The 23,292-nt window shown below is 66.9% G+C and carries 24 protein-coding genes; 16 read left to right on the plus strand and 8 right to left on the minus strand.

Annotated features, from left to right (window positions below; genetic code table 11):
* The first annotated feature begins 31 nt into the window (after positions 1–31).
* The 3 genes from EV283_RS13445 to EV283_RS13455 all read left to right on the plus strand — a co-directional run bounded on the left by EV283_RS13445 (position 32) and on the right by EV283_RS13455 (position 2,120).
* Positions 32–508, plus strand: coding sequence for a DUF6456 domain-containing protein (locus EV283_RS13445; protein WP_130326240.1), 477 nt, complete (start codon positions 32–34; stop codon positions 506–508).
* A 39-nt stretch (positions 509–547) separates the two neighbouring features.
* Positions 548–1,486 (plus strand): diaminopimelate epimerase, encoded by a 939-nt coding sequence (dapF, locus tag EV283_RS13450; RefSeq protein WP_130326242.1) that lies wholly within the window; start codon positions 548–550, stop codon positions 1,484–1,486.
* Between the two features lie 79 nt (positions 1,487–1,565).
* Positions 1,566–2,120 (plus strand): fasciclin domain-containing protein, encoded by a 555-nt coding sequence (locus tag EV283_RS13455; RefSeq protein ID WP_130326244.1) that lies wholly within the window; start codon positions 1,566–1,568, stop codon positions 2,118–2,120.
* Positions 2,121–2,238: 118 nt separating this feature from the next.
* On the opposite strand, the gene EV283_RS13460 is transcribed toward EV283_RS13455, so the two are convergent.
* A complete protein-coding gene (locus EV283_RS13460; protein WP_130326246.1) occupies positions 2,239–3,504 on the minus strand; it encodes a nucleoside transporter C-terminal domain-containing protein in 1,266 nt (421 codons plus the stop codon).
* Between the two features lie 162 nt (positions 3,505–3,666).
* On the opposite strand from EV283_RS13460, the gene EV283_RS13465 reads away from it, so the two are divergent.
* The 6 genes from EV283_RS13465 to EV283_RS13490 all read left to right on the plus strand — a co-directional run bounded on the left by EV283_RS13465 (position 3,667) and on the right by EV283_RS13490 (position 7,781).
* Positions 3,667–4,314 (plus strand): queuosine precursor transporter, encoded by a 648-nt coding sequence (locus tag EV283_RS13465; RefSeq protein ID WP_130326248.1) that lies wholly within the window; start codon positions 3,667–3,669, stop codon positions 4,312–4,314.
* Positions 4,315–4,492: 178 nt separating this feature from the next.
* Entirely contained in the window at positions 4,493–5,410 is a 918-nt protein-coding gene (gene argB, locus EV283_RS13470) for an acetylglutamate kinase (protein ID WP_055874213.1), read from the plus strand.
* Positions 5,411–5,666: 256 nt separating this feature from the next.
* Positions 5,667–5,969 carry a YggT family protein gene (locus EV283_RS13475; protein WP_055874210.1) on the plus strand — a complete coding sequence of 101 codons (303 nt, stop codon included), beginning with the start codon at positions 5,667–5,669 and terminating at the stop codon, positions 5,967–5,969.
* Positions 5,966–6,277, plus strand: a complete 312-nt coding sequence (locus EV283_RS13480; RefSeq protein WP_130326249.1) for a DUF167 family protein — start codon at positions 5,966–5,968, stop codon at positions 6,275–6,277. The genes EV283_RS13475 and EV283_RS13480 overlap by 4 nt, the downstream gene beginning before the upstream one ends.
* Entirely contained in the window at positions 6,274–7,164 is an 891-nt protein-coding gene (folD, locus tag EV283_RS13485; protein ID WP_130326251.1) for a bifunctional methylenetetrahydrofolate dehydrogenase/methenyltetrahydrofolate cyclohydrolase FolD, read from the plus strand. The genes EV283_RS13480 and folD overlap by 4 nt, the downstream gene beginning before the upstream one ends.
* Positions 7,161–7,781, plus strand: a complete 621-nt coding sequence (locus EV283_RS13490) for a MarC family protein (protein ID WP_130326253.1) — start codon at positions 7,161–7,163, stop codon at positions 7,779–7,781. The genes folD and EV283_RS13490 overlap by 4 nt, the downstream gene beginning before the upstream one ends.
* A gap of 40 nt (positions 7,782–7,821) precedes the next feature.
* Here the strand turns inward: EV283_RS13490 and EV283_RS13495 are convergent, their stop codons facing one another.
* Positions 7,822–9,609 (minus strand): AcrB/AcrD/AcrF family protein, encoded by a 1,788-nt coding sequence (locus EV283_RS13495; protein WP_207223142.1) that lies wholly within the window; start codon positions 9,607–9,609, stop codon positions 7,822–7,824.
* 90 nt (positions 9,610–9,699) lie between these two features.
* Between EV283_RS13495 and EV283_RS13500 the strand changes: the two genes are divergently transcribed.
* Positions 9,700–10,125, plus strand: a complete 426-nt coding sequence (locus tag EV283_RS13500) for a GtrA family protein (RefSeq protein ID WP_199861061.1) — start codon at positions 9,700–9,702, stop codon at positions 10,123–10,125.
* A 28-nt stretch (positions 10,126–10,153) separates the two neighbouring features.
* Complete coding sequence (locus EV283_RS13505; RefSeq protein ID WP_130326255.1) at positions 10,154–10,882, plus strand: class I SAM-dependent methyltransferase; 729 nt, start codon at positions 10,154–10,156, stop codon at positions 10,880–10,882.
* Between the two features lie 369 nt (positions 10,883–11,251).
* Here the strand turns inward: EV283_RS13505 and EV283_RS13510 are convergent, their stop codons facing one another.
* Together EV283_RS13510 and EV283_RS13515 are read right to left on the minus strand one after the other, a co-directional pair.
* On the minus strand, positions 11,252–12,274 hold the full coding sequence (locus EV283_RS13510) for a glycosyltransferase family 2 protein (RefSeq protein ID WP_130326257.1): 1,023 nt from the start codon (positions 12,272–12,274) through the stop codon (positions 11,252–11,254).
* Positions 12,275–12,321: 47 nt separating this feature from the next.
* Positions 12,322–14,427, minus strand: coding sequence for a bifunctional (p)ppGpp synthetase/guanosine-3',5'-bis(diphosphate) 3'-pyrophosphohydrolase (locus EV283_RS13515; protein WP_130326259.1), 2,106 nt, complete (start codon positions 14,425–14,427; stop codon positions 12,322–12,324).
* A gap of 146 nt (positions 14,428–14,573) precedes the next feature.
* On the opposite strand from EV283_RS13515, the gene EV283_RS13520 reads away from it, so the two are divergent.
* Positions 14,574–15,047 (plus strand): helix-turn-helix domain-containing protein, encoded by a 474-nt coding sequence (locus tag EV283_RS13520; protein ID WP_055874186.1) that lies wholly within the window; start codon positions 14,574–14,576, stop codon positions 15,045–15,047.
* Positions 15,048–15,059: 12 nt separating this feature from the next.
* Here EV283_RS13520 and EV283_RS13525 read toward each other — a convergent pair whose 3' ends face one another.
* The 3 genes from EV283_RS13525 to EV283_RS13535 are packed head-to-tail and all read right to left on the minus strand — an operon-like array spanning position 15,060 to position 17,482.
* Positions 15,060–15,488, minus strand: a complete 429-nt coding sequence (locus EV283_RS13525) for a thioesterase family protein (protein WP_130326261.1) — start codon at positions 15,486–15,488, stop codon at positions 15,060–15,062.
* 1 nt (position 15,489) lies between these two features.
* Positions 15,490–16,266: a sulfite exporter TauE/SafE family protein gene (locus tag EV283_RS13530; RefSeq protein ID WP_130326263.1), complete on the minus strand. Its 777-nt coding sequence runs from the start codon at positions 16,264–16,266 to the stop codon at positions 15,490–15,492.
* Between the two features lie 7 nt (positions 16,267–16,273).
* On the minus strand, positions 16,274–17,482 hold the full coding sequence (locus tag EV283_RS13535) for an LL-diaminopimelate aminotransferase (protein WP_055874176.1): 1,209 nt from the start codon (positions 17,480–17,482) through the stop codon (positions 16,274–16,276).
* Positions 17,483–17,783: 301 nt separating this feature from the next.
* Between EV283_RS13535 and phaC the strand changes: the two genes are divergently transcribed.
* The 3 genes from phaC (at position 17,784) to clpS (ending at position 20,975) form a co-directional block, all read left to right on the plus strand.
* A complete protein-coding gene (gene phaC / locus EV283_RS13540; protein ID WP_130326265.1) occupies positions 17,784–19,496 on the plus strand; it encodes a class I poly(R)-hydroxyalkanoic acid synthase in 1,713 nt (570 codons plus the stop codon).
* Between the two features lie 486 nt (positions 19,497–19,982).
* On the plus strand, positions 19,983–20,444 hold the full coding sequence (locus EV283_RS19180; protein WP_165391788.1) for a phasin family protein: 462 nt from the start codon (positions 19,983–19,985) through the stop codon (positions 20,442–20,444).
* Positions 20,445–20,639: 195 nt separating this feature from the next.
* Complete coding sequence (clpS, locus tag EV283_RS13550; protein ID WP_055875355.1) at positions 20,640–20,975, plus strand: ATP-dependent Clp protease adapter ClpS; 336 nt, start codon at positions 20,640–20,642, stop codon at positions 20,973–20,975.
* A 66-nt stretch (positions 20,976–21,041) separates the two neighbouring features.
* Here clpS and EV283_RS13555 read toward each other — a convergent pair whose 3' ends face one another.
* Positions 21,042–21,725, minus strand: a complete 684-nt coding sequence (locus tag EV283_RS13555; protein ID WP_242615973.1) for a Crp/Fnr family transcriptional regulator — start codon at positions 21,723–21,725, stop codon at positions 21,042–21,044.
* A 216-nt stretch (positions 21,726–21,941) separates the two neighbouring features.
* Here EV283_RS13555 and murA point away from each other — a divergent pair, with 216 nt between their 5' ends.
* Entirely contained in the window at positions 21,942–23,225 is a 1,284-nt protein-coding gene (gene murA, locus EV283_RS13560) for a UDP-N-acetylglucosamine 1-carboxyvinyltransferase (RefSeq protein WP_055874164.1), read from the plus strand.
* Positions 23,226–23,292: the final 67 nt, after the last annotated feature.

Below are 23,292 nucleotides of genomic sequence, written 5' to 3' on the forward strand. Positions count from 1 at the left end.
GGCAACCGGAAGCGGCAATGGGAGACGGTGGATGCGCGAACTGGTGGAACGGTCGATCGATTCGGAGGGCGTGCCGCTGCCGTCGGGGGCTCGGCGCGGGCGGACGGTGACGGTGAACCTTGCCGAATCGCCGCTTGGGTGGCTGCGCGCGCGCGGGCTGGTCGATGCACGACAGTTCGCGGCGGGGGAGCGACTGCGCGCGGATTACGAGCGCGCATCGATCGCGCCGAGCGTGACGATGCGCTGGGCGGAGCGGGTCGATGGTGCCCGGTATGACGGCGGCCATGACGGGCTCGATCCGACGTCGGCGCAGATCGCGGCGAAGGCGCGGTTCGATTCGGCGCTGGCGGCGGCGGGGCCGGGGCTGGCGGATATCCTGTGGCGCGTGGTCTGCGCGGGCGAGGGGCTGCCCGACGCGGAGAAGGCGTTGCAATGGCCGGCGCGGGCAGGGCGGCTGGTGCTGACGCTCGCGCTCGATCGGGTGGCGGCGCATCATGCGATCGGTTAGGCGCTCGCTTTGGCGCGGTCGCATGACTAGATGGCAGGCATGCGCTTCGATCTCGTCAAATGTCATGGTTCCGGTAATGATTTCCCGCTGATCGACGCGCGCGCGTCGACGCTCGGCGATGCGGCGTGGGCGGCGGTCGCGCGTGCGCTCGCGGATCGGCAGGGCCCGGTGGGCGGCGACGGGCTGTTGCTGCTCACCGACGGCGATGCGGATCGCGCGTTCGGGATGCGGATGTTCAATTCGGACGGCAGCGAATCCGAGACGTGCCTCAACGGGCTGCGGTGCGTGGCGCGCGCGGGGTTCGCCGCGACGGGTACGCAGACCGCGACCGCGCTGCTCAAGACGAGCGATGCGGTCGTGGTGCGCGACGCCGATATCGCGGCGGGCGTCTATACCGTCCGCGAGATTGCGGGGCCGGCGTCGCTCGACGTCGCGGCATGGCCGATGGCGGTGGGGGCAGACTTGGTGGTCGACGCGCCGATCGCGGGCTTGCCGACGGCGCGTGCGTTCACCGCGGTGGCGATGCCGAACCCGCATCTCGTGACGTTCGTCGATACGATCGACGAGGCCGAGCTCGTCCGCGTCGGCGAAGCGTGCGAGGCCGCGCCCGACTGGCTGCCGAACCGCGCCAATGTCAGCTTCGTCGAGCTGCGGGGGCGCGACCTTTTCGTGCGGACGTTCGAGCGCGGGGTCGGGCTGACCGACAGTTGCGGCAGCGCGATGGCGGCGTCGACCTATGCCGCGTGCCTGACCGGGCGGATCGCGTACGACACGCAGACGACCGTGTTCAACAAGGGCGGGCTCGTCCGGGCACAGGCGAGTGCGGCGGCGATGGTGACGCTGTCGGGCAATGCGACGTTCGAATGGAGCGGCTCGGTCGAGGTCGATCTGACGACCGCGACTGCCAGCGACGTGGTGGTGACGCGACGCTATGAGGACGAGCGCGCGGCTTGGTCCAAACTCGTTGCAACTCTCTGACGGCGGCTGCATCCTTCCATCAGACTGCGCGTATCTCCGGGCAGTGGGCCGCACACAGGCTCCGTGCAGGAGAGAAGCCATGAATCACGTGTTTCGTACCGCGATCGTCGCCGCTGCCATTGTCGTGAGCGGCAGCGCCATCGTCGCCGCGCAGACCAACCCGACGGTTGGCGGCGCCGCGATGTACCCGACCAAGAATATCGTCGAGAACGCGGTCAATTCGAAGGATCACACGACGCTGGTCGCCGCGGTGAAGGCCGCCGGTCTGGTCGAGACGCTGTCGGGCCCGGGTCCGTTCACGGTGTTCGCGCCGACCAACGCCGCGTTCAAGAAGCTGCCCGCCGGCACCGTCGACACGCTGCTCAAGCCCGAGAACAAGGCGCAGCTGGCGGGCGTGCTAACCTATCACGTCGTCCCCGGCACGATTACCGCCGCCGACATCGCCGCCAAGGCGAAGGCGAATGGCGGCACCGCGAGCTACACCACCGTGCAGGGTGAGCCGCTGATGTTCCGGAAGGTCGGCAGCGGCTGGGGCATCATGGACGGCAAGGGCCATAAGGGCCGCGTCACGATCGCCAACGTCATGCAGTCGAACGGCGTAATTCACGTCATCGACACCGTCATGCTGCCGTAATCGACTATAAGAGTCAGTATCTGCCCCTTCCCCCCCAAAGGCAGTGTCGTCGGGCCCGTCGCCAAAAGGCGGCGGGCCCGATTACGTTTTCCGCGCCGTCACTCTGGCGGCAGGGGGATCAGCCGATCAGCAGCCCCGCGAGCGCGGCGGACATCAGGTTGGCGAGGCTGCCCGCGGCCAGCGCGCGCAGGCCGAGCTTGGCGATCATCGGCCGCTGGTTGGGGGCGAGGCTGCCCGTCACCGCCATCTGGATCGCGATCGACGAGAAATTGGCAAAGCCGCACAGCGAGAAGGTGATGACCGCGATCGTGCGTGCGCTCAGCCCCTGCTGCGTGCCGAGCGAGATATAGGCGACGAATTCGTTCAGCACGATCTTCTGCCCGAACAGCCCGCCGGCAATGCCCGCTTCGCTCCACGGCACGTTGAGCAGGAACATGATCGGCGCGAACACATAGCCGAGCAGGCCCTGGAAGCTGAGCCCGGGCAGGCCGATCATGTTGCCGAGCCCGCCGAGCAGGCCGTTGGCGAGCGCGACCAGCGCGACGAACGCCAGCACCATCGCGCCGACCGCGACCGCGAGGCGGACGCCGGTCTGCGCACCCTGCGCGGCGGCCATGATCAGGTTGGCAGGCTTTTCCTCGTCATGCGTCGCCTGCGGCATGGGTTCGCCCGCGGACGTTTCGCCGGGCAGGTCGCCGAGCGCGAGTTCGCCCTCGGGCGGGGTGACGCGGTCGGGCATGATGATCTTGGCCATCAGGATGCCGCCGGGCGCCGCCATGAAGCTGGCGGCGAGCAGATAGTCGATGCGGATCCCCATCGACGCATAGGCGGCGAGGATGGTGCCCGCGACGCCAGCCATCCCGCTGGTCATCACCGTGAACAGCTGCGCGGGCGTGAGGCCTGCGAGATAGGGGCGGATGACGAGCGGCGATTCGCTCTGGCCGACGAAGATGTTCGCGGCCGCGCACAGCGATTCGACCTTCGAGACGCCGATGACCTTCTCGATCCCGCCGCCGACCCAGCGCACGACGAACTGCATGATGCCGAGATAATAGAGGATCGAGACGAGGCTGGCGAAGAAGATGATGACCGGCAGCGCGGCGATCGCGAAGCTCTGGCCGCCGATTTCAGGCGTCGCCATCTTGCCGAACAGGAACTCGGTGCCCTTTTGCGAATAGCCGAGCAGGTTGGCGACGCCGCCCGACATCTCGCCGAGCATGACCTTACCGAAGCTGGAATAGAGCACGAGCACGGCGATGCCCGCCTGCAGCGCGAAGGCGGCGCCGACGATCCGCAGGCGGATCGCGCGGCGATCGCTGGACAACAGCACGGCGATGCCGAGGATGACGGCGATACCGCCCAGGCCGATGACTAGTCTTTCCATGGACGCCCTGCGTTCTCGTACGATGACACACGCGGCCCCCCGGCTGCGCAAGCGGCCGACATGACACGGGCGGGCGCCGGTCGCCAGTCATTTGAGGACAGGCCGGTTTTCAGCCCCGCTTGTCATTTGACGGCGCGCGCGTTTTCGCTAGCGTCCGCGGCGATGAATACAGACCTTCCCGCGTTCCCGCGTTCGCTCTTCATTTTCTCCGTGCTGTATGGCGGCATGGTGTGCATCGCCGGCGTGCTGGGGGTCAAACAGGTCGCGCTCGGCCCGCTCGCGGTCGAGGCGGGGATCTTCGCATTCCTGCTGCTGGTCGTGCTCAGCAGCGCGATCGCCGAGCTGCACGGACAGAAGACCGCGACGTTCCTGGTCCGCCTCGGTTTTATACCCTTGCTGGTGTCCGCCGCGCTGATCCAGCTGGTGCTGGCGCTGCCGCACGATCCGGGCATGTACCCGCCCGCGGTCGACGCGTTTCCGATCGTCGTGGGGCAGGGTGCGCGGATGATGATGGCGGGGCTGATCTCCTACGGCATCTCGCAGACGCTCAACGTCCTGATCTTCGCCAAGCTGGCGGGGCAGGTCGGCAGCGGCGAGGGCAAGCTGGTGTGGCTGCGCGGGATGATCGCCAGCATCGTCTCGCAGGTGATCGACACGGTGTTGTTCATCACCATCTCGTTCCTCGGCGCGCGGCCGATCGTCGAGCTGATGGCGGGGCAGATGCTGACCAAGGTCGTGCTGTCGATCGTGCTGGTGCCGTTCATGATCACGTTCTTCGTGAAGCTCGGGCGGTGGCTGGACCGGGGTTGAGCGTGTCACCAAGCCCGGCATCCTGACGTCCGTGCCTCCGTCATCCTGACGAAAGTCAGGATCCAGAGCCACGAGGGACGCCGCCCGTTACCCTGGATCCTGACTTTCGTCAGGATGACGGAATTGGTGATATGCGGTCCGGCTTTCGCTAACCCCGCGCACTGGTTAAGGGACGCGGATGACCGATCACACGCCCGATCCCGCCCTGCTCGCCAAGGCCGAAACGCTCACCGAGGCGCTGCCCTACCTCCAGCGTTATGCGGGCAAGACGTTCGTCGTGAAATATGGCGGCCACGCGATGGGCGACCCCGAGCTGCAGCGCGATTTCGCCGAGGACATGGTGCTGCTGAAGGCGGTCGGCATCAACCCGGTCGTGGTGCATGGCGGCGGGCCGCAGATCGGCGCGATGCTCAAGCGGCTCGGCGTCGAATCGCGCTTCGTCGACGGCTTGCGCGTGACCGACGCGGAGACTGCGCAGATCGCCGAAATGGTGCTCGCGGGCTCAATCAATAAGGAAATCGTCGGCTGGATCGGCCAGGCGGGCGGCCGCGCGGTCGGCATCTCGGGCAAGGACGCAGGCCTCGTGCTCGCGCAGAAGGTCGGCCATGGCCGCGAGCCCGACAAGCTCCAGGGCATCGAACGCCATGTCGACCTGGGCTTCGTCGGCGAGCCGATCGCGGTCGACCGGACGATCCTCGACACGCTGATCGCCGCCGACATCATCCCGGTGATCGCCCCGATCGGCATCGGCGCGGACGGCCACACGTACAACATCAACGCCGACACGATGGCGGGCGCGATCGCCGCCGCGATGGGCGCCGCACGCTTCTTCCTGCTGACCGATATCGTCGGCGTGCTCGACAAGGAGGGCGAATTGCTGACCGATCTCGATCCGGCGCGGATCGCCGAACTGCGCGCCGACGGCACGGTGACGGGCGGGATGATCCCCAAACTGGAAACCTGCGTCGCCGCGGTCCAGTCTGGGGTCGATGCCGCGGTGATCATCGACGGCCGCGTGCCGCATGCGATGCTGCTCGAGATCTTTACCAAGCAGGGCGCGGGGACTCTGGTGAGCGCGACGGGCGCGGCGCGGTAGGGGCGGGCCGCCGTCATCCTGACGAAAGTCAGGATCCAGAGCCAAGCAGCGGGGCGATCCCGCAACCCTGGATCCTGACTTTCGTCAGGATGACGGAGAAGGAGTGATCGGAACGCCGCGCGCGCGCCAATCGGGAGACCCCAGCTTTCGCTGGGGTGAGGATGTTTAGGGGGATACGAGCGCGAGCGACAGCGCAGGCCTTCTCGTTCTCCCTCCGCTCCCTTATATTACTATCATACCAGCGGAGACCCACGCCTTGATCGCCCTTCTTCAGATCGTCCAGTTGCTGCTCAATCTCGTCTGGTGGGTCATCGTGATCCAGGCGGTGCTGTCATGGTTGATCGCGTTCAACGTCATCAACACGCAGAGCGATTTCGTCCGCACGGTGTGGAACGCGCTGCAGAAGATCACCGAGCCGCTCTATCGTCCGATCCGTCGGATCCTGCCCGATTTCGGCGCGCTCGATCTGTCGCCGCTGGTCGTGCTGCTGATCCTCTACATCCTGACCAACATCGTCATCCCGAACATCGCGCAGAATTATCTCGTCGCGGCCTATTGAACGGACCGGCTGCCTGGCGCGCGGTCGGTGACGGCCTGGCGATCGCCGTCCGGGTGACCCCACGCGGCGGTCGCGATACGCTCGCCGCCGGCACCTCCGAGCATCTTGCTGCGCGCCTGGCGGCGGCGCCCGTCGATGGTGCCGCGAATGCCGGGCTGATCGCCCTCGTCGCCAAGAGCTTCGGTGTGCCCAAGCGCGCGGTGACGATCGTCTCGGGCGAAACCGCGCGGCTGAAACGCCTCCACATCGCCGGTGATGTCGCTACGCTGGCGGAAATCGCGTCCGCGCTCTATGGGCCGCGGGCATGAGCGCGACCATCATCGACGGCAAGGCCTTCGCCGCCGGCCTCCGGGCCCGTATCGCAGACGGCGTCACCGCCTTTCGGACACAGGCGGGCCGCGCGCCCGGCCTTGCCGTGGTGCTGGTCGGCGAGGATCCCGCGTCCAGCGTCTATGTCCGCTCGAAGGGCAAGGCGACGCGGGAGGCGGGGATGGAGAGCATCGAGCACCGGCTGCCCGCCGACGTGTCGGCCGACGCGCTGCTCGCGCTGGTCGCGACGCTCAACGCCGATCCGGCGATCGACGGCATCCTGGTCCAGCTGCCCTTGCCAAAGCATATCGACGAGCAGGCGGTGATATCGGCGATCGATCCCGACAAGGACGTCGACGGCTTCCACCCGATCAACGCCGGCCGGCTCGCGACCGGGCTGCCGGGGTTCGTGCCGTGCACGCCGTTCGGCTGCGTGCTGTTGCTCAAGAGCGTGTTGCCGAACCTGAGCGGGCTGGAGGCGGTCGTCGTCGGGCGCTCGAACATCGTCGGCAAGCCGATGGCGCAGCTGCTGCTCCGCGAAAGCTGCACCGTCACCGTCGTGCATAGCCGGACGAAGGACGTGCCCGCGCATATCCGCCGCGCCGACATCGTCGTCGCCGCGGTCGGGATCCCGCAGATGATCCAGGGCGACTGGCTCAAGCCCGGCGCGACGGTGATCGACGTCGGCATCAACCGGACCGAGACGGGGCTGGTCGGCGACGTCGACTTTGCGAGCGCGGTCGATGTCGCGGGCGCGATCACGCCGGTGCCGGGGGGCGTCGGGCCGATGACGATCGCTTGCCTGCTGCGCAACACGCTGGTCTCGGCGGGGCGCCGCGAGGGCGTTGCCGTCGACGAAGCCATGCTCGATCGGGCCGGGCTGTGATCGAGCTCTATATTTCGTCGCTGATCACGTTCTTCGTGGTCATCGATCCGCCCGGCTGCGCGCCGATCTATGCCGGGCTGTCCGCCAGCGCGTCGGCGACGCAGAAGCGGGCGATGGCGATCCGTGCGGTCGGCGTGTCGGCGGCGATCCTGTTCGTGTTCGCGCTGTTCGGCGAGGCGTTGCTGAAAGGGCTGGGCATCAGCCTGGCGAGCTTCCGCATCGCCGGCGGCATCATGCTGTTCCTGATCGCGCTCGAAATGGTGTTCGAGAAGCGTACCGAGCGCCGCGAGGATCGCGCCGCCAAGGTGGCGAGCGACCCCGAGGCCGAGGACGTCTCGATCTTCCCAATGGCGATGCCGATGATCGCCGGGCCGGGCTCGATCGCGTCGGTGATGCTGTTGATGAGCCGCAACAGCGGGCTCGAGCGCTCAGCGGTGGTGCTCGCCGCGATGGTGACGATCCTGCTGCTGACGCTGGTCGCGCTGCTGGCCGCGGGGCCGATCATGCGGATCCTGGGGGCGAAGATCGAGGCGGTGATCACCCGCCTGCTCGGCGTGCTGCTGGCGGCGCTGGCGGTGCAGTTCGTGCTCGATGGCCTGTCGGTGGTGCTGCACTAGGCCGTCATCCTGACCTTCGTCGGGATGACGGCGGTGGGCATCAGTCCACCTTGAACAGCCGCAGCGGGGAATTGCGCGGCAGCGGGAGCGGCGTCAGCCACGCCGGCACCTCGTTCCTGGCGAGTTCCGCGTAGAAGCCCTTGGGGCTGCGCGCCTTGTAGTTGGTCGATTCCGCCGCGTTGGGGCAGAGCAGCATCATCGTCGCGCCGTGGCGCTTGACGATCGCATGCGCCTGGTCCGCGGTTCCCCCAAAGGCGTGCTGGACGTCGAGGATCGCGTCGCCGTTGCGGTGATACGGCCCCGCAATCGCATCGTGATGCGTGATCGTGATCAGCCGCGGGCCCATGTCGACGAAGGTGAAGATCGTCTGCGCGGGGTATTTGTTGAGCGCGAGCAGCACGGTCGTCCGCAGGCAGTTGCCGGTCGCCATGTTGACGCGCTTTTCATAGGGCTTGGGGCGGTCGATCGGGAAATACTGGATCACCATCCCCGCGAACAGCCCGGAGACGATCAGGAACGCGCCGACCGTGCCGAGCACGCGCACCGCCAGCGATCGGTTGCCGAGCAGCCGCGGCAGGATCAGCCAGCCGAGCGCGGTCGCTCCCGGAATCGCCAGCAGCTGCGCGGCGGGGCCGGCGCGGACCTGCCAGAGCAGCATCGCGCAGGCGAACGCGGTGAACAGCGCGACCGCCGCCCAGCCGACCGCGCGGGGATCGCGCCGCGCACGCCAGGCGGCGACGATCGCGCCGATCAGGCCGATGATCGGCAGCGTCGCCAGCGCGAAGCCGACGCGGAAGCTGTGCTTGTAGATCGGCTTGGCCTCGCGGACATTGTCCAGCCAGTTGCGCTGCAGCTCGGGCGAGATGCCCTCCGGCCGGCCCAGGCACTGCGGGAAGACGAGCGCGAACCCGGCGACGATCGCCGCGCCGGCCGCCACCGCCAGCGCGAGCCGCGCGCCGCGCGAGGCGGGCCCGAACCGCGCGAGCAGGAACAGCAGCATCCCCGCCGCGATCATCACGCTCAGCCACACCGGGGTCAGCGCGTCGCAGCGCATCGCCTGGTTGGCGTTCGACGCGAACAGCGCGAACCCCAGCGTGCTGCCGCCGCCCAGCGTCAGCGCATAGATCGACAGCCGCTCCGCCTCCGCCCGGTCCCATACCCAGCGCAAGCCGATGATCGCGCCCGCCATCGCCGCATAGGGCAACAGCTCGAGCCCGATCGACAGCGATACCGCGCTCGCGATGCCGACCATCGCGCCGCCGCGACGGCCGTTGGGGTCGCACAGCCCTGCGACCGTCAGGCTGAGCATCGCCAGCTGCCAGCCGTGATGATCGATCCGCTCGGGCATGAACATCAGCATGGTGCCGGTCGCACCGACCATGAACACGATGGCGAGCGGCCACGCATAGGGGCTGATCAGCCGCCGTACGGTCGCGCCGATGCCGAGCATCGCGATCGACAGCGGCAGCAGCGGCGCGATCCCGCACGCCAGCCGCTCCGCCCAGCTGTTGGTGGTGAACAAACGAAAGAACAGGATCAACCCGGCGATCGGTAGATCAACGATCCGGCTCCAGTGGATATCGAACCCGACCGGCGGGTTCAGCCGGTAGTTGCGCAGATCATACCAGCCCTGGCCGTCGAGCAGCGCGCGGACCTGCATCAGCCGCATATTGTCGTCGGTATCGCCGAGCGACAGCCAGCGGACCTGCCCCCAGCGATCGACCATCGACCATGCCGCCACCGCCACCCAGGCGAGCAGCGACAAGGCGATCCAATGCCGATCGAGTGCGTCGAGCAGCGTATTCCGCCGCGGTGGTGCCTGATCCAAAACGCTTTCCTCCGGCCCGCACGCACTCTAGATGCGCGGGCATATCTCAAGCGTCGCTCTATCGCGGTGTTGGTAAAGAACAAGGCGGGCATGCAGGCGATTTGGCGACAGGTAGAGCAGATGCGGGCGAGCGGCGTGCTCGGCCAGCTCGTGCGCTTCGGGATTGCCGGCGGCCTGTCGAGCCTCGTCTATTCGCTCGTCTACCTGCCGCTGACGGCGTATGTCTTCCCGCCACGCCAGGCGGTGGCCGCGGTGCCGTTCGCGTTCGTCGTCGCGGTGGTCGTCGGGTTCTTCCTGCACAGCCGCTGGAGCTTCAAGGGCCATGCGAAGGAGCCTGGGGCGGGGCGGCATATCAAGTTCGTGATCGTCCAGGGCGCCGGGCTCGCGCTCAACGCGCTGATCACCTGGATCGGCACCGCGCTGTTTCACCTGCACCCGTGGATCCCGCTGATCCCCGCGGTGCTTCTTGCCGCGATCCTGAGCTTCGTGCTCAACCGCCTTTGGGTTTTCAACTGATGCTTCCAACGAACTGGGCGAATTACTGATGGACCGCATCGTCTACGACCGGATGGCCGCGCATGATTCCACGCATTGGTGGTATCGCGCGCGCCGCGACATCCTCGCCGATTACCTGACCCGCTACGGCAGCCTGCCGAAGGACGCCAAGATCCTCGAGATCGGCTGCGGCACCGGGCACAATCTGCCGATGCTCGCCGCGTTCGGCAGCATCGACGCGATCGAGATCGACCCGGCCGCGCGCGAGATCGCGAGCGAGCGGCTCGGCAAGCCCGTCGGCGCGGCGCCGCTGCCCGAACTGCCGGGCGTGCCCCGTGGCCATTACGACCTGATCGCGGTGCTCGATGTGGTCGAGCATATCGAGGACGACGTCGCAGCCCTGAAGGCGATGGCGGATTGCCTCGCGCCCGGCGGCAAGATCCTCATCGCGGTCCCGGCGCACCAGTGGATGTGGAGCGCGCACGACACCGTGAACCACCACCACCGCCGCTATTCGAAGGCGACGCTGAAGGCGGCGATCGAGACCGCGGGGCTCAAGCCCGAGAAGCTAGGCTATTTCAATTCGCTGCTGTTCCCGCTGGCGGCGGCGGCGCGGATCGCCGGGCGGATGACGGGGCGCGACGACAGCGACGACTCCCCGCCGCCCAAGCCGGTCAACGCGCTGTTCGAGACGATCTTCCGGCTGGAACGCCATCTGGTCGGGCGCGTGCCGATGACGCCGGGGGTTTCGATCGTGACGTTGGCGGTGCCGCGGTAGGTTTCTGACAAACCTCGCCCCCTCCAACCGTTCGTCCTGAGCGAAGTCGAAGGACACGCCGCGCGCGCAGGTGCTTCGACTTCGCTCAGCACGAACGGGGTGGGGCCGCGCGCGCAGGTGCTTCGACTTCGCTCAGCACGAACGGGGTGGGGCCGCGCGCAGGTGCTTCGACTTCGCTCAGCACGAACGGAATAGGCGTGGCGCACCTGCCCGAGTTGGCAAGCAAGCACCAAGCAATCACCACCCCGGCGGAGGCCGGGGTCCAGTTGGGGGACGGTGCTGACTGCGGGTGCGCGTCGTTACTGCGACCTTTCCAACTGGGCCCCGGCCTTCGCCGGGGTGGAGGCGTGATGGGGCAGGCGGGGTTCGTTATTCAGAGCGAACGGGGAGGGGGCGGTCAGGCGCCTGCACCGGCTCGAGCGGCTCCGCGCGGAACCCCAGCGTTGCCTTGCCCTGGATCGGGCCGGCGATGTCCGCGACGATATAGAGCGGCCGGCGCTTCGACTCGACGTAAAGCCGGCCGAGATATTCGCCGATCATCCCCAGCACGAACATCTGCACCGCGCCCAGGAACACGGTGACCAGCATCGTCGAGGTCCAGCCCTGCACCGCGCTGCCCGACAGCCAGCCGATCGCGATATAGACGAACAGCAGCAGCGACACGCCGGTGAGCGCGAGCCCCGCATGGCTGGCGAACCGCAACGGTGCGGTCGAGAAGCCGGTGACCGCGTCGAAGGCTAGGCGGATCATCTTGGCGAGCGGGTAGTTCGTCTCGCCGGCGAGCCGCTCGGCGCGGTCATAGGGGAAGGGCACCTGGCGGAAGCCGATCCAGGCGACCATGCCGCGGATGAAGCGCGCTTGTTCGGGCAAGCTTAGGAAAGCATCCAGCGCCCGCCTGCTCATCAGGCGGAAATCGCCCGTGTCGAGCGGGATCGGCGTTTCGGTCATCCGAGTCAGCAGGCGATAAAAGGCGGCGGCGGTGGCCTTTTTGAACACCGTCTCGCCCGCGCGCTGGCGGCGCACCGCATAGACCACGTCGGCCTGGCTTGCCGCCATCGCCGCGCGCATGTCGGACAGCAGTTCGGGCGGATCCTGCAGATCCGCGTCGATGATCAGGATCTGCTCGCCCGCGCACAGATCGAGGCCCGCGGTGAGCGCCAGCTGGTGGCCATGGTTGCGCGACAGGTTGATCGCGACCAGCCGCGGGTCGGCGCTGGCGAGGCGTTGCATCACGTCCCAGCTGTCGTCGCGCGAGCCGTCGTTGATCAGGACGATCTCGTAATCGTCGCCGACCGCGACCTTGGCCGCGCCGGAAATGCGGGCGTGCAGGATGTCGAGGCACGCGGCCTCGTTATAGCAGGGCACGACGATCGAGAGAGAGGGACGGTTCATCGCCCCCGTCTAGCGTCCGCTGCGCCCGCCGTCATCGTCGGATGTTTCTACACCCGCTCCACGGTGTGCACCGCGTCCGCCGCACGCAGGCCCGCCATAAGCCGCATCAGCTGCTGCACGTCGTGCACCTCGACATCGATCTCGTTGGTGTGGAAGCTCTTGTCGCGCGTATCGAGCCGCAGGTTGATGATGTTCGCCTTGTGCCCACCGATGATCGTCGAGACGATGCCGAGCGAGCCCGGCTCGTTCTTCACCATCACTGATATCCGCGCGACCGCACCCTCTGTCTCGTCGCCCCACGCCACGTCGACCCAGTCGGTCTCGTTCTCCGATCGCTCGGCGAGTTCGCCCAGCACGCGGCAGTCGATCGCATGCACCTCGATCCCCGCATCGGGGCGGCGCAGGCCGACGATCCGGTCGCCCGGGACCGGATGGCAACAGGTCGCGAGGTCGTAGGCGACCCCGGGGGTCAGGCCCTTGATCGAGATTGCGCTCGATTGCGGCGCCAGCGCATGCGTGACGTCCGCGCCCGCGGAACCCGGCATCAGCGCTTCCATCACCGCGGCATCCGACAGCGTGCGCCGCGCGATCGCGACCATCAGCGAGGATTCGTCGGGTAGCTTCAGCCGCTTGAGCGCGTGGCTGAGCGCATCGGTGCCGATCTGCGCGGGTAGCCGCGTGACGATGTCCTCGTACAGGGTCTGGCCCAGCGCGATCTGCTCGACTCGCTCCTTCTGGCGCAGATGCCGGCGGATCGCGGCGAGCGCCTTGCCGGTGGTCGCGACGTTCAGCCATTGCGGCTGCGGCGACTGGCCCTTCGAGCGCAGGATCTGCACCTGGTCGCCATTCTCGATCACCGTCGACAGCGGCACGACGCGGCCGTTGACCTTCGCGCCCACCGCCTGGTCGCCGAGATCGGTGTGCACCGCATAGGCGAAATCGATCGAGGTCGCGCCCTTGGGCAGCTGGATGAGCTCGCCCTTCGGCGTGAACGCGAAGATGCGATCGGTGTACATCGCCATGCGCGTATGTTCGAGCAGCTCCTCGGGGCTTTCGGCCGTATCGAGGATTTCGACGAGGTCGCGGATCCAGCTGACCTGCCGGTCGCTGCCGTTGATCTGCTGTTTGTACGCCCAGTGCGCCGCCAGACCGAACTCGGCCTGCGCGTGCATGTCGGCGGTGCGGATCTGGATCTCGATGCGCGCGCTGTCGGCGTGGATCACCGAGGTGTGCAACGAGCGATAGCCGTTGCGCTTGGGCGTCGAGATGTAATCCTTGAACCGCCCCGGCACCATCGGCCAGCGCTGGTGGATGATGCCGAGCGTGCGGTAGCAATCCTCCTCGGTCGGCACGATCGCGCGGAACGCCATCACGTCGGACAGCTGTTCGAAGCTGATGTGCCGCTCCGACATCTTGCGGAAGATCGAATAGGGATGCTTCTCGCGCCCCGAAATCTCGGCCTCGACGCCGGCGCGCGCGAGCACCGATTTCAGCCCCGACGCGATCTTGGCGATCCGGTCGCCATCGCCCTGTTTCAGCTGTTCGAGGCGGCGATGGATCGATTCGGAGGCTTCGGGCTCGAGCTGTTCGAACGCCAGCGACTGCATCTCGCGCATGAACTCGTACATGCCGATCCGCTCGGCGAGCGGCGCGTAGATGTCCATCGTCTCCTTGGCGATGCGACGGCGCTTCTCGGGTTTCGCGATGTGGTGCAGCGTCCGCATGTTGTGCAGGCGGTCGGCGAGCTTCACCAGCAGCACGCGGATGTCGTCCGACATCGCCAGCAGGAACTTGCGGAGGTTTTCGGCGGCGCGCTCGTTCTCGGTCTGCGCCTCGATCTTGCTGAGTTTGGTGACGCCGTCGACGAGGCGCGCGACCGACGCCCCGAACAATCGCTCGATCTCCTCGGGCGTCGCGACGGTGTCCTCGATCGTGTCGTGCAGGATCGCGGTGGCGATCGTCTCGGCATCGAGGTGCAGGTCGGTGAGGATTCCCGCCACCTCGATCGGATGGCTGAAATACGGATCGCCGGACGCGCGCTTCTGGCTCCCGTGCGCCTGCATCGAGAAGACATAGGCGCGGTTCAGCAAAGCCTCGTCGGCGTCGGGATCGTAGTCGAGGACGCGATCGACCAGTTCATATTGGCGCAGCACGGATCGTAGATGGGGCCGCGGAGGGACTTTTGGCAACAAAAAGCGTCGGATCACTGTGATCTAATGGCTGCATGAAGGGCGAATGCGTGGGGCGTTTCGCTTCTGCGACATATGCGGTACGCTCGCCCACGGACGAGGATGACGTGATGGGCAAGTTGCGCGAACCCCTGCTGGAATGCAGCCTGCCCGCCGCGCTGGAGGCGATGGGCGAGCGCTGGTCGTTCCTGATCCTGCGCGCCGCGTTCAACGGCCTGCACCATTTCGAGGAGTTCCAGTCGGAGCTCGGCATCGCGCGCAATATCCTGGCGAACCGGCTGGCGCGGCTGGTCGAGCACGGCATCCTCGAGCGGCAGCCGATCCCGGAAGACCGCCGCAAGATCGCCTATGGCCTGACCGACAAGGGTTTCGCGCTGCTGCCGACGATGATCGCGCTCCGGCAATGGGGCGAGCGGTGGGAGACATGCGTGCCGGCGTTCCCGATCCTCGTCGATGCGCGCGATCGGCGGCCGTTGCAGCCGGTCTCGGTCCGCGCGCATGATGGCCGCGTGCTGGGGAAGGGCGACCTGATCTGGGCGCTGCCGGGCGAGGTTGCTGGGGAAGAGGCCGAGGCGGCGGAGTAACGCCACCCTTCGTCAGGATGACGAAGGCAACGCCTCCAGCACCGCGCGGATCGAGTCCGGCAGCGGCACCGGCCGCCCGGTTTCCAGATCGACATGCACGCTGACCATCGTGATCACCGTATGCAGTTCGCCCGTCTCGGCATGCGCGAGCTCGAATCGCTTCGTGAGGCTGGACGTGCCGAGCTTCTCGATCCGCACGAACGCCTCGACCGTATCGCCCAGGCGGAACGGCTTCAGATAATCGATCTCGGTGCGGCGCACATTGAACTCGGTGCTGGGCCACACCTCCGGCAAAGCCGTGGCAATCCCGGTCCAGTCCCAGAACTCGGTGACCGCGACATCGGCATATTCGAGATAGCGCGAGTTGAAGACGATGCGCTGGCCGTCGATCTCGGCATAGCGCACGCGAAACCGCGTCGAGAAGGCGAAACCCGGGCGCATGTCAGATGATCAGGCGGATGCCGACAATCGCCAGCACGGTGGCCAGCACCGGCACCAGAACGCGGTCCGACACGCGCGTCGCGATCAAGCTGCCGATGATGATCCCGGGGATCGAGCCGATCAGCAGCGACACGAGCAGGTCGACGTCGACCGAGCCGAGGATCCAGTGCCCGATCCCGCCGAGCAGGGTCAGCGGCACGGCATGCGCGATGTCCGATCCGACCAGCCGGTTGATCGGCAGCTTCGGGTACAGGATCAGCAGGGCGGTCATCCCCAGCGCGCCGGCACCGACCGAGGTCAGCGAGACCAGCACGCCGAGGACGGCGCCGAGCAGGATCGTCAGCATCGCCTGACGCTCGCCGCCGACGGTGCCGATCCGCGGGGTGAGCCACGCGACGATCTTCCCGCGAAAGAAGGTCGCGACCGCCGACAGGACCAGCGTCACGCCGAGCACGACGGTGATCGCATGGCCGGTGTCCGACGATTTCTCGCCGAGATGGTTGAGCACGAGCAATGTCGCGATCGCCGCGGGAACGCTGCCGGTCGCGAGCCGCCGCACGACTCGCCAGTCGACCGTCCCGCGCCAGCCATGCACGGTCGTGCCCACCGTCTTGGTCGCCGAGGCGTAGAGCAGGTCGGTGCCGACCGCGGTGGCGGGGTGGAAGCCGAAGACGAGCACCAGCAGCGGCGTCATCAGCGATCCGCCACCGACACCGGTCAGCCCGACGATAAGGCCGACGAGCACGCCGGCCACCGAATACAACGGATTAATATCCACGCTAGAGTCAGCCGGCCCCACGCGCGGGTGTGTTGACGCCCATCGACTGGAGATATTTCTTCACGTTGCGCGCCGCCTGGCGGAGCCGCTGTTCGTTCTCGACCATCGCGATCCTCACATAGCCTTCGCCGTTTTCGCCGTAGCCCACCCCTGGGGCCACCGCGACATGCGCGTGAGTCAGCAATTGTTTGGTGAACTCAAGGCTACCTAAATGCGCGAGGGCGGGCGGCAAAGGCGCCCAGGCGAACATCGACGCGCGGGGCGACGGGATATCCCAGCCGGCGCGGCCGAAGCTTTCGACCAGCACGTCGCGGCGCTTGTGATAGAGTTCGCGGTTGCGCGCGACGATATCCTGCGGGCCGTTGAGCGCAGCGCAGGCCGCCGCCTGGATCGGCGTGAACGCGCCGTAATCGAGATAGGATTTCACGCGGGTCATCGCCGCGATCAGCGTCTTGTTGCCGACCCCGAAGCCCATCCGCCACCCGGCCATCGAATAGGTCTTGCTGAGCGAGGTGAACTCGATCGCAACGTCCTTCGCGCCGGGCACCTGGAGGATCGAGGGGGTCGGCTTGCCGTCGTAATACAGCTCCGAATAAGCGAGGTCGGAGATCACCCAGAGCTGGTGCTTCTTCGCGAACGCGACGACGCGTTCGTAGAAGGCGAGGTCGACGACTTCGGCGGTCGGGTTCGACGGATAGCCCATTACCAGCACCGACGGGCGCGGCACGGTGAACGCCATCGCGCGTTCCAGGCTCTCGAAATACGCCTCGTCGGGCGTGGTCGGTACCGCACGGATCGTTGCGCCGGCGATGATGAAGCCGAAGGTGTGGATCGGGTAGGACGGGTTGGGCGCGAGCACGACGTCGCCGGGCGCGGTGATCGCGGTGGCGAGGCTGGCGAGCCCTTCCTTCGAGCCCATCGTGACGACGACCTCGGTCTCGGGATCGACGTCGACGCCGAAGCGGCGGCCGTAATAGTTCGCCTGCGCCTTGCGCAGGCCGGGAATGCCCTTCGACTGCGAATAGCCATGCGCGCTGGGCTTGCGCGCGACTTCGACGAGCTTTTCGATGACGTGCTCGGGTGGCGGCAGATCGGGATTGCCCATGCCGAGATCGATGATGTCCTCCCCGCCCGCGCGCGCCGCCGCCCGCATCGCGTTCACTTCGGCGATGACATAAGGGGGCAAGCGTTTGATGCGGTAGAAATCTTCGGACATGATCAGCCTCAAGCTGGAGGAGGGGATGCTGTACCGCAGCTAAAGGGAGGCGTCATCCGCCTCATTCGTCGCGCGCGCGAAAGCTGGGATATTCGGGATGGAGGCAGACGAGCGACCCCACACATCCTCCGTCATCCTGACGAAAGTCAGGACCCAGGGTTACGGGCGTTGGCGTTTGTGGCTCTGGGTCCTGACTTTCGTCAGGATGACGGGAGGGATGGTGCAGGCAGCGGGCTTGTCGAGCGTCGTCCTTCCGCTCGGCCAACGTCTCGGCTAAGCTCCCGAAAAATCAGAGGACGCCATGGCCGAAACTCCTCCCGCTCCGAGCCTGCCCGATCTCCAGCACTGGACCTGGGTGATGGGCCGTGCGCAGCAGATGATGATGGAGCAGGGGCTCGCCGCGATGCAGGCGCCGCCGGAGGGCATCCCGGCGATCCCGGGCTTCACCGATCCCGCCACGCTGGCGCGCGCACGCGATTTCTGGAGCGAGAGCTTCACGCTGTGGCAGCGGTTCCTCGATCCCGCCAAGGCGGCCGAGCTCGCGCCGGTCACCGACAAGCGCTTCAAGGCGCCGCAGTGGCGCGAACCCGTGTTCGACCTGATCCGCCAGAGCTATGAACTGATCGGCGATCACATGCTGCGCAGCGTCGAGGCGGTCGACGGGCTCGACGCCAAGCAGAAGGAGCAGTTGCGGTTCGCGACCAAGGGGTTCGTCGATGCGATGAGCCCGACCAACTTCGCGCTGACCAACCCGCAGGTGATCGAGAAGACGATCGAGACGCGCGGCGAGAATCTGCTCAAGGGGCTGCAGAACATGATGGCCGATCTTGCCCGCGGGCAGGTGACGCACACCCCCGACGGCGCGTTCGAGCTGGGCCGTAATCTCGCGATGACGCCGGGCAAGGTGGTCAAGCGCACGCCGCTCTACGAACTGATCCAATATACGCCGACCACCCCCAAGGTGCTGGCGACGCCACTCGTCATCTTTCCGCCCTGGATCAACCGGTTCTACATCCTCGACCTGACGCCCGAGAAGAGCTTCATCCGCTGGGCGGTCGAGCAGGGCATCACGGTGTTCATGGTGTCGTGGAAATCCGCCGATGCGAGCATGAAGGACGTGATCTGGGATGATTATGTCGCCGCGCAGGTCGATGCTATCGACACGGTGCGCGCCGTGCTGAAGGTGCCCGCGGTGCACACCATCGGCTATTGCGTCGCGGGGACGACGCTGGCGGCGACTCTCGCGCTGCTGGCGGCGCGCGGCGAAGCGGCGAAGGTCGCGAGCGCGACGTTCTTCACCGCCCAGGTCGACTTCGCGCAGGCGGGCGAATTGCAGCATTTCATCGATGACGAACAGTTGAAGATGGTCGCGTCGCTCTCGCCCGAGGGGTTTCTCGACGGGCGCTACATGGCGACGACGTTCAACCTGTTGCGCGGGCGCGACCTGATCTGGAACTATGTCACGCAGAACTACCTGCTCGGCCAGGATTACGTGCCGTTCGACCTGCTCCACTGGAACGGCGACACGACCAACCTGCCCGCGAAATGGCATCTGAGCTATCTGACAGATCTGTACCGCGACAATCTGCTGGTGCAGCCCGGCGCGATCAGCGTCGCCGGCACGCCGCTCGACCTGACCAAGGTGACGACGCCGAGCTATATCCAGGCGGGGCGCGAGGATCATATCGCACCGGCCGAGAGCGTGTGGAAGCTGACTCAGCTGTTCGCCGGGCCGCTGAAGTTCGTGTTGGCGGGGTCGGGACATATCGCCGGAGTCGTGAACCCGCCGGCCGCCGGGAAGTATCAGTATTGGACCAATCCCTCGGCGCATACGACGCTCGCGGACTTCGTCGCGGGGGCGACCGAGACCAAGGGAAGCTGGTGGCCGGACTGGGTCGAATGGGTCCGCGCGATCGATGCCAAAACCGTGTCGGCAAAAGGGGTTAGGATACCCGGCGCGGGGTCGCTCGCAGCGCTGTGCGATGCGCCCGGGACGTACGTCAAAGGCCGGTAGCGCTACCTTCCGTTCACGTCATGGTGCAGCGCACAAGATATTTGTGCGCCGCCGCGAATCGTGTATAAAGATCGCGACATTACTCCGAAGAGAGGTGCGTGGATGACGGATATCGTAAAACCGACGGCCAAGTCCGACTCGAAGCCGCTCGTCACCGCGAAGGCTCCTCGGACTGTCGCCAAGCCGGCGCAACCGGCATCCGAGTCGATCGCTGTCCCCCCGGCGCCTGCGCCGGTCGTCACGGCTCCGGCGCCAGCGCCAGTCGTCATGGCTCCGGCGCCTGCGCCAGTCGTCATGGCTCTCGCACCTGAGCCGGTCGTTCCGGCTCCGGCACCCGCGCCGGTCGCCATGACGCCTGCGATCGAACAGCCCCCTGCGGCAGACTGCGTACCGCCGCATCCCGACTCTCCAGCCCCGATACCAGCCGCCCCGATCACGGCCGCCGCGCCCCCGGGGATTCCTGCCAGCGAAACGAAGGACGCCATCATGGAAACGATCCAGAGCATCACCGAGAAGACCAAGTCCCTGTTCACGAACGGGTTCAGCGGCACGACCACCACCGATTTTACCGAGCAGGCCAAGGGCGCGATGGAAAAGTCGGCGAAGATGGCGGAAGATTTCGTCGCCTTCGGCAAGGGCAATATCGAGGCGCTGGTCGAATCGTCGAAGATCGCCGCGAAGAACGTCGAAGCGCTCGGGCAGGAAGCTGCCGATTACGCCAAGACCTCGTTCGAGCACGCGACCGAAGCCGCCAAGACGCTCGCCGCTGCCAAGTCGCCGACCGAGTTCGTGAAGCTGCAGAGCGACTATGCGCGCACCGCGTTCGACACGATGATCGCCGAGGGCTCGCGCTCGACCGAGCGGATGCTCAAGATGTTCGGCGAGTTCGCGCAGCCGATCTCGAACCGAGTCGCGGTTGCGACCGACAAGATGAAGATGCCGGCCTAAGCCTATGCCGCGTCGCCTTCGGGTGACGCGACAGGATCAGACGCGACCGGAGGGGGTGGCCGTCACGCGACGGTCGCCCCCTTTCGCGGTTGCGGTTTTAGCGCGCCGTGTGTCGGCGCCCCCTTGCTCTTGCCCGACGGGATGCCATATTTTGACGGCATGGTGGTGGACTCTGAAATGATGGCCGTAGAATCGATGGCCGAGCGCCGTGACGATGGCGAGGATGGTACCGGCGGCACGGGCGCTGGCATTGCGACCAAGACGCGTGCGAAGACCAAGCAGCCGACACCATACCGTGTGCTGATGCTCAACGACGATTACACGCCGATGGAATTCGTCGTGCTGTGCCTCCAGCGGTTCTTCCGCATGGATATGGAGGCTGCGACTCGCGTCATGCTCCACGTCCACCAGAAGGGCGTCGGGGTGTGCGGCACGTTCAGCTATGAAGTGGCCGAGACCAAGGTCAGCCAGGTCATGGATTTCGCCCGGCAGAACCAGCATCCGTTGCAGTGCACGCTCGAAAAGGCGTGAGCCTCACCGCTTGAACCGATTTCCTTGCTAATCCTCCCCCTGGCGGGGAAGGAGAGTAGGCAATTTTTAGCGCGCGGGCGGGAGCCAGCGCAGGTCGAGCCCGTCGAAGCGTTCGATGTAATTCGCCGCCTGCGCGAGCAGCGTCTCCTTGAGCAACGTCACCCGGCTGCCCTCGCGCCGGATCAGCCCGTCTTCCTCGAGCTGGCGGAGCATGCGGTTGACGTGCACCGCGGTGAGCCCGGTGGCATCGCCGATCTCCTCCTGCGTGACGCCGAGCGTGAAGCTATTGCCGATCGCCTGGTCGCGGCTGCGCAGCCGGTTGTGCATCTCGATCAGCAACGCGGCGATCCGCGCCTTGGCGGAGGTGCGGCCGAGCGCGGCGAGCCGGTCGGTCAGCGCGACCTTTTCCATCTGGTTCATCACCATGATGATCGCGGACAATCGCGGATGATCGGTCACCAGCGCAGTCATCACCGAGCGATCGAACGGGCAGACCGTGCAATCGGTCAGCGCGACCACCGTCTCCGGGGAATCGCGATACACCAGCGCCGACACGCCGAGCATGTCGCCGGTATGGAGGAAGCGGAGGATCTGGCGGCTGCCGTCGTCGAGCAGCACATAGCTCATCGCCATGCCGCGCTGCAGGATGAAGAGCTCGGGCTGCGGATCGTTCTCGCGCAGCAGGATCGCGCCGCGACGCAAGTCGCGCGGGCGCTCCTCCAACCGCGCTAACGCAGCCCTTTCGTTCATCGACAAGTCGATGAGATCGCCGACGCGTTCGGCGAAGCAGCTGTCCGGCACTCTGTGATGGTCCCCCATGTTCGAGGGCACAAAGAGCAAAGCTATGATTCCCGCGCATTAAAGTCGATCAAGCGCGTGCATTCGGGTGTCGTGCGCGCGAGTCCGCTCGTCGGGTCCGTGCTGCGTGGCCCTTGCGCGCACCGCCAGCCGCGATACACACCCGGGATGGACCGTATTCTCATTCGTGGCGGCAACCGCCTGTCCGGGCGCCTGCCCATTTCCGGTGCGAAGAACGCAGCACTCACGCTGATGCCGTGCGCGCTGCTGACCGAAGAACCGCTGACGCTGCGCAATCTGCCGCGGCTGGCGGACGTCGACGGCTTTGGCCATCTGCTCAACCAGCTCGGCGCATCGACCGCGATCCAGGGGACGCGGCCCGAGGATTTCGGCCGGGTCATGACGATCCGTGCGGGCAATCTGACCTCGACCGAGGCGCCCTACGACATCGTCCGGAAGATGCGTGCGTCGATCCTCGTGCTCGGGCCGCTGCTCGGGCGCGGCGGCGAGGCGACGGTGTCGCTGCCGGGCGGCTGTGCGATCGGCAACCGCCCGATCGACCTGCATCTGCGTGCGCTCGAGGCGATCGGTGCCGAACTCGAGATGGCAGCGGGCTATGTGAAGGCGACCGCGCCGGGCGGGCGCCTGCCGGGTGGACGCTATCGCTTCCCGATCGTGTCGGTCGGCGCGACCGAGAACGTGATCATGGCGGCGGTGCTCGCCAAGGGGACGAGCGTGATCGAGAACGCCGCGCGCGAGCCCGAGATCGTCGATCTGTGCAACTGCCTCGTCGCGATGGGTGCGTCGATCGACGGGATCGGCACCGAGACGCTGACGATCGAGGGCCGCGACCGGCTGCACGGCGCGACCTATGCGGTGATGCCCGACCGGATCGAGGCGGGCAGCTATGCCTGCGCCGCGGCGATCACCGGTGGCGACCTGGAACTGGTCGGCGTGGCGATCCCCGACATGGGCGCGACGTTCGATGCGCTGGTCGAGGCGGGCGTGTCGGTGACGCCGACCAAGGACGGCGTGCGCGTCGCCGCGGACGGCGGACTGAAGCCGCTGACGCTGTCCACAGCGCCGTATCCCGGCTTCGCGACCGACATGCAGGCGCAGTTCATGGCGATGCTCTGCAAGGCGGACGGCGCGAGCGTGCTGACCGAGACGATCTTCGAGAACCGCTACATGCACGTGCCCGAGTTGGCGCGGATGGGTGCCGATATCCAGGTGCGCGGGCGGACCGCGGTGGTGCGCGGCGTCGACAAGCTCGTGGGGGCGCCGGTGATGGCGACCGACCTGCGCGCGTCGATGAGCCTAATTTTGGCGGGTCTCGCGGCGGACGGCGAGACGTCGGTCGGCCGGGTGTACCATCTCGACCGGGGGTATGAGCGGCTGGAGGAGAAGCTGAGCGCGGTCGGCGCGGATATCGAGCGCGCCAGCGACGGGTGAGGGCTGGTTTGCGCCGCTAGCCCTCTCCCCTCCGGGGAGAGGGTTGGGTGAGGGGCCTTTGGGAAGG

This window comes from Sphingomonas sp. BK036 (assembly GCF_004216825.1).
Classification (GTDB): Bacteria; Pseudomonadota; Alphaproteobacteria; order Sphingomonadales; family Sphingomonadaceae; genus Sphingomonas.

What these genes read in the sequence shown, in the direction of transcription:
- EV283_RS13445 (WP_130326240.1), top strand. Translation starts at nt 32, where the DNA reads ATGCGCGAACTGGTGGAACGGTCGATCGATTCGGAGGGCGTGCCGCTG.
- dapF (WP_130326242.1), top strand. Translation starts at nt 548, where the DNA reads ATGCGCTTCGATCTCGTCAAATGTCATGGTTCCGGTAATGATTTCCCG.
- EV283_RS13455 (WP_130326244.1), top strand. Translation starts at nt 1,566, where the DNA reads ATGAATCACGTGTTTCGTACCGCGATCGTCGCCGCTGCCATTGTCGTG.
- EV283_RS13460 (WP_130326246.1), bottom strand. Translation starts at nt 3,504, where the DNA reads ATGGAAAGACTAGTCATCGGCCTGGGCGGTATCGCCGTCATCCTCGGC.
- EV283_RS13465 (WP_130326248.1), top strand. Translation starts at nt 3,667, where the DNA reads ATGAATACAGACCTTCCCGCGTTCCCGCGTTCGCTCTTCATTTTCTCC.
- argB (WP_055874213.1), top strand. Translation starts at nt 4,493, where the DNA reads ATGACCGATCACACGCCCGATCCCGCCCTGCTCGCCAAGGCCGAAACG.
- folD (WP_130326251.1), top strand. Translation starts at nt 6,274, where the DNA reads ATGAGCGCGACCATCATCGACGGCAAGGCCTTCGCCGCCGGCCTCCGG.
- EV283_RS13500 (WP_199861061.1), top strand. Translation starts at nt 9,700, where the DNA reads ATGCAGGCGATTTGGCGACAGGTAGAGCAGATGCGGGCGAGCGGCGTG.
- EV283_RS13505 (WP_130326255.1), top strand. Translation starts at nt 10,154, where the DNA reads ATGGACCGCATCGTCTACGACCGGATGGCCGCGCATGATTCCACGCAT.
- EV283_RS13510 (WP_130326257.1), bottom strand. Translation starts at nt 12,274, where the DNA reads ATGAACCGTCCCTCTCTCTCGATCGTCGTGCCCTGCTATAACGAGGCC.
- EV283_RS13520 (WP_055874186.1), top strand. Translation starts at nt 14,574, where the DNA reads ATGGGCAAGTTGCGCGAACCCCTGCTGGAATGCAGCCTGCCCGCCGCG.
- EV283_RS13525 (WP_130326261.1), bottom strand. Translation starts at nt 15,488, where the DNA reads ATGCGCCCGGGTTTCGCCTTCTCGACGCGGTTTCGCGTGCGCTATGCC.
- EV283_RS13535 (WP_055874176.1), bottom strand. Translation starts at nt 17,482, where the DNA reads ATGTCCGAAGATTTCTACCGCATCAAACGCTTGCCCCCTTATGTCATC.
- phaC (WP_130326265.1), top strand. Translation starts at nt 17,784, where the DNA reads ATGGCCGAAACTCCTCCCGCTCCGAGCCTGCCCGATCTCCAGCACTGG.
- EV283_RS19180 (WP_165391788.1), top strand. Translation starts at nt 19,983, where the DNA reads ATGGAAACGATCCAGAGCATCACCGAGAAGACCAAGTCCCTGTTCACG.
- clpS (WP_055875355.1), top strand. Translation starts at nt 20,640, where the DNA reads ATGGCCGAGCGCCGTGACGATGGCGAGGATGGTACCGGCGGCACGGGC.
- EV283_RS13555 (WP_242615973.1), bottom strand. Translation starts at nt 21,725, where the DNA reads ATGAACGAAAGGGCTGCGTTAGCGCGGTTGGAGGAGCGCCCGCGCGAC.
- murA (WP_055874164.1), top strand. Translation starts at nt 21,942, where the DNA reads ATGGACCGTATTCTCATTCGTGGCGGCAACCGCCTGTCCGGGCGCCTG.